Genomic DNA, 12,357 nt, shown 5'->3' with positions numbered 1-12,357 from the left:
ATTACCTGAATTGGCTCAAGAAGCGCACGTCGCCTTCGAAGAACAGGCGCAGGTCATTCACGCCGTAACGCAGCATCGTCAGACGGTCCGGTCCCATGCCGAAAGCGAATCCGGTGTAGCGCTCTGGATCGATTCCGCCGAAGCGCAACACATTGGGATGCACCATGCCGCAGCCTGCGATTTCCAGCCAGCGCCCTTCGAGGGCTCCACTCATGAAGGCCACGTCGATCTCAGCCGACGGCTCGGTGAACGGGAAGAAGGACGGCCGGAAGCGGACCTGCAGATCTTCCGTTTCGAAGAATTTGCGCAAGAAATCCGCGATCACGCCCTTGAGGTCGGCAAAGCTCACCTTTTCACCGACCCACAGGCCTTCAACCTGATGGAACATCGGCGAATGCGTCGCATCGGAGTCGACCCGGTAGACGCGACCGGGAATGATCACCCGAATCTCAGGCATCACCTCCAGATCCGCATGCCGCTTCACATGGTCAAGCATCGTGCGGATCTGCACCGGGCTGGTGTGGGTACGCAGCAGCACGTCGTCACGCCCTTCCAAGTAGAAGGTGTCGTGCATCGAACGGGCCGGATGATTTTCCGGCGTGTTGAGCGCGGTGAAGTTGTGCCAGTCGGTCTCGATCTCGGGCCCATCGGCCACCACGAATCCGATCGAACGGAACAATGCCTCGATGCGTTCGAGCGTGCGGCTGACCGGATGCAGGCCACCTGCAACGGTACCGCGCCCGGGCAGGGTCACATCCAGCGCTTCAGCGGCGAGCTGGGCGAGAAGCGCAGCCTCGCGCAACGCATCGCGACGCTTCTCCAGCGCCGTCTCGATGGCTTCCTTGACACGGTTGATCGCGGCACCGGCCTCGCGCCGCTGCTCGGGTGCGAGCTTGCCCAGCGTCTTGAGCCTCTCCGTCAGCGCACCGCTCTTGCCGAGGTAGCGTGCTTTCGCCTGCTCGAGCTGAGCGCCGTCTGCAGCCGCCGCGAACTCCGCTTCGGCCTGTTGAACCAGTTGATCCAGGTTATCCATTTGCAAGACGTCCGGTATTCAGAAAAAAAAAGGAGGCCAGGCCTCCTTTTTTCGAGCTGCGTCAGCTTACGCAGCGAGTTTGGCCCGGGCTTGCTCGGCGAGTGCGGCAAACGCCGGCTTGTCGAACACGGCCAGATCGGCCAGGACTTTGCGGTCCACTTCGACGGCGGCCTTCTTCAGACCGTTCATGAAGGTGCTGTAGGTCAAGCCCAGCTCGCGGGCGGCCGCATTGATACGGGCAATCCACAGGGCTCGGAACTGGCGCTTGCGCTGACGACGGTCGCGGTAGGCGTACTGACCGGCCTTCATCACCGCCTGTTTGGCGATGCGGTATACGTTCTTGCGGCGGCCGCGGTAACCCTTGGCCTGGTCGAGGACTTTCTTATGACGTGCGCGGGCAGTTACACCACGTTTAACTCGGGGCATTGCGGTCTCCTATCAAGCGTAAGGCAGCATGGCGCGGATCAGCTTCTCGTCGCTGGCATGGACTTCGGTCATGCCGCGCAGCTGGCGCTTGCTCTTGGTGGTCTTCTTGGTAAGGATGTGGCGCTTGAACGCCTGGGACCGCTTGATCCCACCGCTGGCACGCACCTTGAACCGCTTTTTGGCGCTGCTCTTGGTCTTCATCTTGGGCATTGCTAAGACTCCGTGTTTATGAATGCCGTCAGGTAGCGCCAGCAACCGGCACGTTTTACACCTGACACCACTTGTATTCCGCTGCGGGGATCCAACCTTTCGCAGCGGTCTTGCCCGGGTACTGCAAGGGCAATTCCTTCATCGCCAAATCAGCGATTCTTCTTCGGCGCTATCACCATGATCATCTGACGCCCTTCCATCTTGGGCATCTGCTCGACCTGGCCAAGTTCTTCGAGATCCGCCTTCACGCGCTCAAGCTGACGCAGGCCAAACTCCTGGTGCGCCATTTCGCGGCCGCGGAAACGCAAGGTGACCTTGCACTTGTCACCTTCTTCCAGAAAGCGCCTCAGATTGCGCAACTTGATCTGGTAGTCGTTCTCATCGGTACCGGGACGGAGCTTGACCTCCTTCACCTGCACCTGTTTCTGCTTCAAACGGGCTTCGTGGGCCTTCTTCTGCTCCTGATACTTGAACTTGCCGAAGTCCATGATCTTGCACACCGGCGGCTTCGCCATCGGTGCGATTTCGACGAGATCAAGCCCCGCCTCTTCGGCGGCGTTCAGTGCGGCGTTCAGGGAAACGATGCCGAGTTGTTCGCCATCTTCACCGACCAGACGCACTTCCGATGCGTTGATCTCCCCGTTAACGCGCTGCTTCTTGTTATCTTGAGCGATGGTTCAAATCTCCACGAAAACCAATATCAGACCGGACCGGAGCGCGAAGCCAGTTCGCCGTTCCAGCGTTCGATCAACTTATCTAGGGACAGTTGGCCAAGGTCTTGACCACCCCGGACGCGCACAGCCACGACACCCGCGGCCTTTTCTTTTTCGCCGACCACGAGCTGATAAGGTAGCTTGTGCACGCTATGTTCGCGGATTTTATAGTTAATCTTTTCGTTACGCAAATCAGCCTCGACCCTGAAACCGGCCTGCTTGAGCTGCTCGGCAACGTCGGCAGCGTAGTCAGCCTGGCCTTCGGAGATATTCATCACCACCGCATGCACCGGCGCCAGCCACAGCGGCATCGCACCGGCGTAATGCTCGATCAGGATGCCGATGAAGCGCTCGAGCGAGCCGACGATGGCACGATGCAGCATCACCGGATACTTCTTGGTGTTGTCTTCGGCGACGTACTCCGCACCGAGACGTACAGGCAGGTTGAAATCCAGCTGCAGCGTGCCGCACTGCCACACCCGGTTCAGGCAATCCTTGAGTGAAAACTCGATCTTCGGACCATAGAACGCACCCTCGCCCGGCTGGAGCTCGTAGACCAAGCCTTGTGCGTCGAGGGCTGCCGCCAGCGCAGCCTCGGCCATGTCCCACTGCTCGTCGGCGCCGACTCGCTTCTCCGGCCGGGTCGACAGCTTGATCTGTATATCCTGGAATCCGAAGTCGGCATACACCTTCTGCAACAACGCTATGAAGGCCGCCGCCTCGCCCTGCACCTGCTCGTCCGTGCAGAAGATGTGGGCATCATCCTGCACAAAATTGCGCACCCGCATGATGCCGTGCAACGATCCCGACGGTTCGTTGCGGTGACAGGAACCGAATTCCGCCATGCGCAGCGGCAAGTCGCGATAGCTCTTCAAGCCCTGGTTAAAGATCTGGATGTGGCAGGGGCAGTTCATCGGCTTTACCGCGTAGTCGCGCTTCTCCGACTGCGTGGTGAACATGAGATCGGAGTACATGCCCCAGTGACCTGACTTCTCCCAAAGCGAACGATCGACGATCTGAGGCGTCTTCACTTCCTGGTAGCCATGGCGGCCAATGGTCTGGCGAAGATACTGTTCGACCTGCTGCCAGAGAGTCCAGCCCTTGGCATGCCAGAACACCATGCCCGGCGCCTCTTCCTGGATATGAAAGAGATCGAGCTGACGACCGAGCTTGCGGTGATCCCGTTTCTCAGCCTCCTCCAGCATATGGAGATAGGCGTCGAGATCTTCCTTCTTCGCCCACGCGGTGCCGTAGACCCGCTGCAGCATCTCGTTCTTGGAATCACCGCGCCAGTAAGCACCTGCAAGCTTGGTCAGCTTGAACACCTTGAGCTTACCGGTCGACGGGACGTGGGGCCCGCGGCACAGGTCGACGAAATCGCCTTGGCGGTAGAGAGATACATCCTCGCCAGAGGGAATGGAGGCAATGATCTCCGCCTTGTAGTGCTCACCGATCGACTCGAAGAACGCCACAGCCTTGTCACGCGCCCACACTTCACGCGCCACCGGAAGCTCACGCTTGGCGAGTTCGGCCATGCGCTTCTCGATCGCAGCGAGATCCTCCGGCGTAAACGGGCGCTTGTACGAGAAGTCGTAATAGAACCCGTTCTCGATCACTGGCCCGATCGTCACCTGCGCATCGGGGAACAACTCCTTGACCGCATGAGCAAGAAGGTGAGCCGTCGAATGGCGAATGATATCGAGTCCCTCTGCACTCTTGTCAGTGACGATGGCCAGCCCGATATCCGATTCGATCCGGCAGGACAGATCGACCAACCTGCCGTCGATCCGTCCGGCCAGCGCCGCCTTGGCCAAGCCGGCACCGATGGACGCAGCGACGTCAGCCACGGTAACCGGATGATCGAAGCTGCGGACAGAACCATCGGGAAGCGTGATATTCGGCATGATCTCAGGGTCTCGGACGGGGGTTCGACAAGCGGTCGATTGCGTGACAACCGGGCAGGCAAGAACGACGGTGCAAAACGTGGACGAAAAAAAAGTGCGGTCTGACCGCACTTTTTCTTCAAGCAGACTGGCGGAACGGACCTGTTATTTTCCGGCCTTGATGCTAGTTCGGAACATTCAGATCTACTCCAGAAATCTGGTAGGCGCGATTGGACTCGAACCAACGACCCCCACCATGTCAAGGTGGTGCTCTAACCAACTGAGCTACGCGCCTGCTAAGAGCCGCGAATTATAGGCACTTTACGGAACGTGTCAAACGTTTTTTTACTTTTCAGCGCTTCAAACGTGCCACGATGAAGAGAATCACGATCGCCCCGACCACCGCTCCCATGAAGCCCGCAGTTTGCCCTGCGCGATAGATGCCAAGGAACTGCCCGCCATAGGTGGCCAGCATCGCCCCACCGATGCCTAGCAAAGCGGTCATGATCAAGCCCAGGCCGTCACGACCGGGATGCAGCAACCTGGCAATCAGGCCGACGATCAATCCGATGATGATGGTTCCAATGATGGACATGCTCGACTCCTCCGCTGGATGGATGACAACTGCCTGGGGGCATCCGCTCAATCCGCCGGCCAGGCTTCGAGAAAGGCCTTCCAGTGTTCGGCCTCGAAGCGTTCCAGCGTATCGCGCACGACCTTGACCTCCTGCGCCCACGCCAACGCGTCGAGGTGCCCGCGCATGCGCTGGAAGCGGAGATACACCAGGTAGGTATTGACGACGTCGGTTTCACAGTAGTCGCGGATCTCGGCAATCCTGCCCTCCTGCCACGCCTGCCAGACAGCCGAGCCATCCATCCCCAGCTTACCCGGATACCCCATGAGCTTGGCCAACTCGTCCAGCGGCGCATTGGCGCGCGGCTGGTAGAGCGCAAGCATGTCCATCAGGTCGAGATGCCGGGTGTGGTAACGACTGATGTAATTGTTCCACTTGAAATCGCGCGAGTCGTTGTAGTCGCCGTCGCCCAGATCCCAGTAGCGCGGGGCCGACACACCGTGCAGCATGCCGCGGTAATGCAGCACCGGGAGATCGAAGCCACCACCGTTCCACGATACGATCTGCGGCGTGTAGCGCTCGATGCCGTCGAAGAAACGCTGGATGATCTGCGCCTCGGTCGCATCCGGCTCGGACAGCGAGAACACGCGAAACTGGTTGGCGTCGCGCAACGCGCAGGAGATCGTGACCACCCGCTGCAGGTGATGCTGCAGGAAATCGGTGCCATTGCTCGCCCGCCGCTGCTGAAAAGCGAACTCGGCGACCTCGTAGTCCGAAAGCTCCGGCGGTAGATCGTGAAGATTGCGGATTCCGGCTACATCCGGAATCGTCTCGATATCGAACACCAGCACCGGCATCACTTCTTCACCCAATCCTTGCCGCGTTGCACCCACCACCCAGCCTGCGCGCGCTCGATCCAGCGCTGCGCGAACGTGCTGCGCACCTCTGCCTCCCACTCCGGATGGCTATTGGCGCGGGCGATCTCGCGGTACAGCGCCGCCCGGTCGGCGTTCTCCGCTGCGACCAGGGCATTCACCTGGCCGCGCTGCGGCAACGGCACGCCGGACGCGTCGCGCAGGGCGACCGAACCGTCCGCCGCCAACCCGACCGCCCCGGCTGCATACAGCGGCGCCAGCTGGGCATGACGCTGCTGCATCGATGCTTTCAACGCGGTGATCGCCGGCGAATCGATGTCCAGATTGCTCTGGGCGAAGGCATGAGCAGCGAGCACGAGGGCGACAGCCCCCAGCGCTTGGGACAACTTCATGGTTTGGACTCCTCCGTCGGCGACCTCGACGGCACGTCCGGCCCCTCGCGCAATTGCCAGACTTCGTCGATGATGCGATCGGCCGCCTTCTCGGCAGCCGCCGCCGGGAAATAGATGTTGATGGTGACGCAGGCCGAGACTGCGAGCAGCGGCATCAGGACGACCATCGCACGCAACAGGCGAATCATCGATACTCCTGGGCAGTTGGCGAACAGCGGTCGCGGAGGACGCCGCTCAGCGCACGACCGGAGCGACATTCTCGGCCAGCACTCGACGCAGGCGCGCAATCAGCTCCCTCCAGGCGACGTGTCGATTGTAGCCGATGACATCCAGCGCGGGGACGCCGCCGCCCCGCACGATCACGAATCCGCCGTCTGCGCGCTGTCCGTCGATCCCGTCCATAAGACACACATCGCGGTCGAGTACACAGCGAAACCCGATCTCGCTGTAGCCGAAGGTATCGAACAGGCCGAACAGGCCACGCTGTAGCGCAGTCATCCCGCCTGTGCCGCCGAGTGCCCCGATGTTCTGCACCGCACGCTGACTGATGCGCCGCGGATAACTGCCCGCACTGCTGGCGATGCGGGCATCGAAACGGACCGGTTGCCAGTTCGCCAGCTCCAGGCCGCGGATGTCTGCATCGATGTAGCCGGTCATGTTGCCAAAACTGAAGGTCTCGGTCAGCAAGCCGAGATCGAGATGCCGCAGCTCCACGTCGGCGGACAGGTGCGACGCGACGCCGAAAGCCTCGCGCACACGCAGACCGGTCGCCTGCAGATAGCCACCGAACACAGATATCACCAGGGCGCCGTCGAGCGCAATCTCCCCCGGCCGTAAACGCAGGCCGGGCATGGACGCCGCCAGGACGCCACGCATCTCCGGCAATCCGAGCGCTGCGGTGAGCTGCGACATGGAAATCGGCTCGAGCACCACGGCACCGGATCCCTCCCACGCACCCGCATCACGTCGCAGCTTGAGGCCGTCGAGCTCAAGCGCTCCATCGAGTACGGGGATGCGAATGCGATCGAACTGCAGCTGGTCGTCATCCAGGCGGAGCCCCAGGACGAAAGCCCCGAGCGCGAGACCTTGCCAGCGTCCTCCATCGACATCGAAATGCGCCTGCGACCGACAGCCGCGCTGCCATGGCAAATGGCCGCTCACCGGCCCGAAGTGAAGAAGCTCGCCACGATCACGCTCGGCCAGGCCGAGCGTCGCGGCGTCCAGCACCAGATCGAGGCCAGTCAGCATCCCTTCGTCGAACCGCAAGCCAGCACTCAAGCTGCCTGAGAAGTGCAGACGCTCGCCATCAGCCGGTGCCAACGACGGCGCCAGCCAGCGCGGGCCAATCACAGCGAGATCAGCATCGGCCAGGGACAAGGCGGCAGACCGGAGCTTGAACTCGGCAAGATCGACGCGCGCCGAGAAGGCGAGCTGCCGCACCCCCTCAACCGCCAACGAGGCTAGCGCGACTTCGAGGCGCCGGTCATCCAGCCGCCCCTCGGCCCGCAGCACCGGGCCAGCCTCAATGTAGAACGGATGCCAGTAAGCCGCTCCCGCGCGCCACTCGGCATCCGCCGACCAGGACCAGGCACCCTCGTGGAAACGCGCCGCTATCGCGACATTGGCCACGAGCTTTTCCGCGGCTCGCAGGCCGTCCGCCGTACCGAAGCGTCCATCGGCGAGTTCGCCGCGGAGCGTGAATTGCCCTGACGATGCGATCTTTCGGAAACGCAGCTCACCACTGAACACGCCGCCCGCCTGCCACACCTGCAGCGCCGGCAGCCACGCTGCCACCACGCCAAGATCGAGGCGCCCGACCTGCGCCGTCAAGCTCCCGTCCGAGCCCAGACTGGCCCTCAGGCGTATCCCGCCGCCATCGTCGATCGCCACATCGACCGTACGACGCACCAGATCCACCCTCAGCTCAAGCTCGAGCGCCCGGCGAGCGCCTCCCACCCACAAGCGCCCATCACGGCAGCTCACATGCTCGGCCGACAGGGAGGCAATGCCACATTCCAGGCGAAGTCGTCGCAGGCGCTGGCCACCAAATCTGGCCCGCTCTATGCTCAGCCGGGCCCCGCCGCCTGCGACGAAGTCAAGTCGCAGTTCCTCCAGCAGAATCAGCGGATGCGAGATCCGGTCAACACGCAGGGAGACCGCATCCTGCGCCGACGCCAAGGGAAGAACAAACAGCAGCAGCGCTGCGCCGAGCCAGTGGCCGACGCAGCACCCAAGACTGCGCTCAGGCCGGGAACACGCCAGTCGAGAGATAGCGGTCACCGCGATCGCAGATGACCGTGACGATCACCGCATTCTCCACCTCAGCCGCAATGCGCAGCGCCACGTGCATGGCGCCGCCCGAGGAGATTCCGGCGAAGATGCCTTCCTCGCGCGCCAGACGGCGCGTCATTTCCTCGGCATCGGCCTGACTGACGTACTCGAGCACATCCACCCGTGCCTTGTCGTAGATCGACGGCAGGTAGGCCTCCGGCCACTTGCGGATACCCGGAATCTGCGACCCCTCTTCCGGCTGGCATCCGACGATGCGTATCTCCGGATTCTTCTCTTTGAGGAAACGCGACGTCCCCATGATCGTGCCCGTCGTCCCCATGCTGCTGACGAAGTGGGTAATGGTGCCGCCGGTCTGCTCCCAGAGTTCTGGGCCGGTGCCCTCGTAGTGCGCCAGCGGGTTGTCCGGGTTGGCGAACTGGTCGAGGATGATGCCCTTGCCCTCGTCGCGCATTTTCTCCGCCACATCGCGCGCCATCTCCATGCCGCCTTCCTTGGGCGTCAGCACCAGTTCGGCACCGAAGGCGCGCATCGTCTGCCGACGTTCGACGCTCTGGTTCTCCGGCATGACGAGAATCATGCGGTAACCGCGCATCGCCGCGGCCATCGCCAGCGCGATCCCGGTATTGCCGCTGGTCGCTTCGATCAGCGTGTCACCCGGTTTGATGTCGCCGCGGGCCTCGGCATGCACCACCATCGACAGCGCCGGCCTGTCCTTCACCGAACCGGCTGGGTTGTTGCCCTCCAGCTTGGCCAGGATGACGTTGTTACGTCCGGCGTTGATGCGCTTCATCCGCACCAGCGGCGTGTTGCCGACGTAGTCCTCGAGCGTCTTGAATTCCATAAACTTCACGCGTCCGGTTCGATTGAATGATGGTAATCCCTGACACGCGGTTTCGAAAACGCGTGTCGCCGGGAAGTGATGCAAGCCACGGGCCAGCGGCTTTCGCGCCTCACCACGCCGCGAAAGCGCGCGAAGCGCCTGTCAAACCTGCCGCAAAGCCCACGCGCCTGTCGGATCCGGAACAGACCGCCGGCTCAGCGTCGGCCGATGCCGTGATAATCGATACCGGCCGAACGCATCACCGCCGGGTCGTACATGTTGCGACCATCGAAAACCACCGGCTGGCGCAGACTGCTGCGGATACGTTCGAAATCCGGACTGCGAAACTCCTTCCACTCCGTCACGATGACCAGTGCGTCGGCACCATCGAGTGCCTCCATCGGGCGCTCGACGTAGCTTAGACGCGCCTCGTCGCCGAAAATGCGGCGCGCCTCGTCCATCGCCACCGGGTCGTAGGCTTGTACCGTCGCTCCCCGACGGAAAAGCTCGGCCAGGATGACCCGGCTCGGCGCCTCGCGCATATCATCGGTATTCGGCTTGAACGCAAGTCCCCAGACGGCGAAGTGGCGACCGGACAAGTCCTCGCCGAAGCGCGCGACGATCTTGTCGACCAGGCGCAGCTTCTGCGCGTCGTTGGCTTCCTCCACCGCGTTGAGCAGCACCAGGTTATGGCCGTTCTCTTGTCCGGTGCGCACCAGCGCCTTGACGTCCTTCGGGAAGCACGAACCGCCGTAACCGCAACCTGCGTATAGAAAGTGCCAGCCGATGCGTGGATCGGAGCCGATACCCTGGCGCACCAGTTCGATGTCGGCGCCCAGCGTTTCCGCCAGATTGGCGAGTTCGTTCATGAAACTGATGCGCGTCGCCAGCATCGCATTGGCCGCGTATTTGGTGAGCTCGGCACTGCGCACATCCATCACCAGCAGCCTCTCGTGGTTGCGCTGGAAGGGGCCGTAAAGCTGTCGCATGAATTCGATCGCACGCTCGTCCTCGGCGCCGACGATGATGCGGTCGGGCCGCATGAAATCCTCAACCGCGGCCCCCTCCTTCAGGAATTCAGGGTTGGAGACGACGCTGAACGGAAGTTCGCTGCCACGCGCCGCCAGTTCCTCGGCAATCGCCGCCCTTACCTTGTCGCCAGTGCCGACCGGTACCGTGGATTTGTCCACGACCACACGGTAGGCGTCCATGTGGCGGCCGATATTGCGGGCAGCGGCGAGCACGTACTGCAGATCGGCCGATCCATCTTCATCCGGCGGCGTACCGACGGCGATGAACTGGACCGTGCCATGCCGTGCGGCACGCTCGACATCGGTGGTGAAGGACAGGCGGCCGGCGGCGACGTTGCGCCGAACCACCTCCAGCAGGCCCGGTTCGTGAATCGGGATCCCTCCCTGCTCGAGCACGCGGATCTTGGCGGGATCCACATCCAGGCACAACACATCGTTGCCGACGTCGGCAAGACACGCACCGCTTACCAGCCCGACATAGCCGGTCCCGACTACAGTAACCTTCATGAATCCCCCGATTCTCGATGTATTCCGTCGTCCGGGCATGCACCCGTTGGTTCACTCTGAGGCAGTAAGATGACAGGCGGCGAGGCCCCTCAGGGCTCGAGATCGAACTCTTCGGTACGCCGCGGCGGGTAAGTTTCCCAACCACCGCAGGCGGGGCAATGCCAGTGGAACTGCCGTGCCTTGAAGCCGCAGGCGTCGCAACGGTAGCGCGCCACCTTGCGCGTATGGCCATGAATGAGTTGCTTGACCAGCTCGATGTCGCCGCGCTGCTCGGCCGGCGCGGCCAACAGAGCCGCCTCGAGCAGCTTGTCGAGTCCAAGCAGTGTCGGATTGCGTCGCAGTTCCTCGCGCACCAGATCGTAGGCGGCCTTGGGCCCGAGCTTCTCGATCTCCCACTGGAAGAGTTCATCGAGCAGATCCAGCGACGCATGGCGCTCCAGCCACGACCTCAGCAACATGTGGCCTTGCTCGACCCGGCCGAGCCGACCGTAGGCGTCCATCACCCGCTCGGCGGCGAGCGCGAGGTAGACCGGATCCTGGCTCTCGATGCGCTTCCACGCTTCCAGCGCCTCTTCGTCCTTGCCCTGAGCGGCAAAAAGGTCGCCTTCGATCAGGCTTGCCCGCACGCAGCGGCGATTGATCGCAAGGGCTGCATCCACGTGGCGACGCACCTCGTCGAAGCGGGAGTTCGCCAGCGCGGAAGTCGCCAGTTCGCAATGAAAGCTTGCGACATCCTTGCGCCACATCACGCCCTCGTGGTCGGGCAGGGCAGCGGCGACTTCGATGGCTTTCACCCAATCCTTTTCCTGCTGGTAGATCTCGAGCAAATAGCGCAACGCAACGTCGTCCGCACGGGTGCCGCGCAGCTTCAGGAACACCGCTTCAGCGCGGTCGAGCAGGCCGGCCTTGAGGAAGTCCTGACCGAGTTCCCCCAGCGCCTGCAGACGCTGGTCTTCGGAAAGGTCATCGCGATCGACCAGCAGTTGATGGAGACGGATCGCCCTGTCGGTCTCCCCCCGCCGCCGAAACAGGCTGCCGAGGGCGAAATGCAGCTCGATGGTCTGAGGGTCGATGCGTACCGCCTCGATAAAGGAGTCGATCGCCCTATCCGGCTGCTCATTGAGCAGGAAGTTCAGACCGGCCAGATAGGAGCGCGGCAATGCCCTCGACTCCTGCACAACCTGGCGGATGTCGATACGCGCGGCCAGCCAGCCGAGCGCAAAGAAAAGGGGCAGCGCGAGCAGCCACCAGAACTCGATTTCCATATTCTTCTTAAAGGGTTTCCGGTGCCTGGGCCACGGCCGTCGGCGGAGCAGCATCCGTCGGCGCCCGTTCCGCACGTGCGAGCTGCTTGCGCAGCCGCGATATCTCGCGTCGCTGTCGCAGCAGAGAGGCAAAAGTCGCCGTCACGCCGAGCAGCGCACCAGCGGAAAAGCTGACGAGGATGACGAACACCACGGGCAGCTGCCACTCCCCGCCAAAGAAGAATCTCAGGCTCGCGAGATGGTCATTCTTGACCGCGAACCCGAAGAGCAGGAAGAACAGCAGGAAGCGAAGCAACCACATCACGATGCGCATGGGTCGGCATTATCTCCGAGCAG

14 protein-coding genes and 1 tRNA gene are annotated in these 12,357 nt (G+C 62.4%); all 15 read right to left on the bottom strand.

All coding sequences use genetic code 11. From position 1 onward, the window contains the following. Position 1: 1 nt before the first annotated feature. The gene (pheS, locus tag CJ010_RS06575) at positions 2–1,033 is read right to left on the bottom strand and encodes a phenylalanine--tRNA ligase subunit alpha (protein ID WP_141017292.1); all 1,032 of its coding nucleotides are present in this window, start codon (positions 1,031–1,033) and stop codon (positions 2–4) included. Between the two features lie 66 nt (positions 1,034–1,099). Next, complete coding sequence (gene rplT, locus CJ010_RS06570) at positions 1,100–1,459, bottom strand: 50S ribosomal protein L20 (RefSeq protein WP_011764816.1); 360 nt, start codon at positions 1,457–1,459, stop codon at positions 1,100–1,102. Between the two features lie 12 nt (positions 1,460–1,471). Further along, positions 1,472–1,669 (bottom strand): 50S ribosomal protein L35, encoded by a 198-nt coding sequence (gene rpmI, locus CJ010_RS06565; protein ID WP_141017291.1) that lies wholly within the window; start codon positions 1,667–1,669, stop codon positions 1,472–1,474. A gap of 149 nt (positions 1,670–1,818) precedes the next feature. After that, the gene (gene infC / locus CJ010_RS06560) at positions 1,819–2,343 is read right to left on the bottom strand and encodes a translation initiation factor IF-3 (protein ID WP_141017290.1); all 525 of its coding nucleotides are present in this window, start codon (positions 2,341–2,343) and stop codon (positions 1,819–1,821) included. A gap of 26 nt (positions 2,344–2,369) precedes the next feature. Then, positions 2,370–4,286: a threonine--tRNA ligase gene (gene thrS, locus CJ010_RS06555; RefSeq protein ID WP_141017289.1), complete on the bottom strand. Its 1,917-nt coding sequence runs from the start codon at positions 4,284–4,286 to the stop codon at positions 2,370–2,372. Positions 4,287–4,483: 197 nt separating this feature from the next. Beyond that, a tRNA-Val gene (locus tag CJ010_RS06550) sits at positions 4,484–4,560 on the bottom strand. A 57-nt stretch (positions 4,561–4,617) separates the two neighbouring features. Beyond that, entirely contained in the window at positions 4,618–4,860 is a 243-nt protein-coding gene (locus CJ010_RS06545; protein ID WP_141017288.1) for a GlsB/YeaQ/YmgE family stress response membrane protein, read from the bottom strand. Between the two features lie 47 nt (positions 4,861–4,907). Then, positions 4,908–5,696, bottom strand: a complete 789-nt coding sequence (locus CJ010_RS06540) for a 3'-5' exonuclease (RefSeq protein ID WP_205754967.1) — start codon at positions 5,694–5,696, stop codon at positions 4,908–4,910. Beyond that, positions 5,696–6,106 (bottom strand): YdbL family protein, encoded by a 411-nt coding sequence (locus tag CJ010_RS06535; RefSeq protein ID WP_141017287.1) that lies wholly within the window; start codon positions 6,104–6,106, stop codon positions 5,696–5,698. The genes CJ010_RS06540 and CJ010_RS06535 overlap by 1 nt, the downstream gene beginning before the upstream one ends. Further along, entirely contained in the window at positions 6,103–6,294 is a 192-nt protein-coding gene (locus CJ010_RS06530) for a hypothetical protein (protein WP_141017286.1), read from the bottom strand. The genes CJ010_RS06535 and CJ010_RS06530 overlap by 4 nt, the downstream gene beginning before the upstream one ends. 46 nt (positions 6,295–6,340) lie before the next feature. Beyond that, positions 6,341–8,386, bottom strand: a complete 2,046-nt coding sequence (locus tag CJ010_RS06525; protein ID WP_240794519.1) for a hypothetical protein — start codon at positions 8,384–8,386, stop codon at positions 6,341–6,343. Further along, entirely contained in the window at positions 8,349–9,239 is an 891-nt protein-coding gene (gene cysM, locus CJ010_RS06520) for a cysteine synthase CysM (RefSeq protein ID WP_141017285.1), read from the bottom strand. The genes CJ010_RS06525 and cysM overlap by 38 nt, the downstream gene beginning before the upstream one ends. A gap of 194 nt (positions 9,240–9,433) precedes the next feature. Continuing rightward, complete coding sequence (locus CJ010_RS06515; protein ID WP_141017284.1) at positions 9,434–10,756, bottom strand: UDP-glucose/GDP-mannose dehydrogenase family protein; 1,323 nt, start codon at positions 10,754–10,756, stop codon at positions 9,434–9,436. 89 nt (positions 10,757–10,845) lie between these two features. After that, positions 10,846–12,021, bottom strand: a complete 1,176-nt coding sequence (gene lapB / locus CJ010_RS06510) for a lipopolysaccharide assembly protein LapB (protein WP_141017283.1) — start codon at positions 12,019–12,021, stop codon at positions 10,846–10,848. Between the two features lie 7 nt (positions 12,022–12,028). After that, positions 12,029–12,334, bottom strand: coding sequence for a lipopolysaccharide assembly LapA domain-containing protein (locus CJ010_RS06505; protein ID WP_141017282.1), 306 nt, complete (start codon positions 12,332–12,334; stop codon positions 12,029–12,031). Between the last annotated feature and the right edge of the window lie 23 nt (positions 12,335–12,357).

Source organism: Azoarcus sp. DD4 (genome assembly GCF_006496635.1).
Lineage (GTDB): Bacteria > Pseudomonadota > Gammaproteobacteria > Burkholderiales > Rhodocyclaceae > Azoarcus.
Note: the sequence above shows the minus strand (reverse complement) of the source record. Positions and strands in the feature narration are given on the sequence as shown.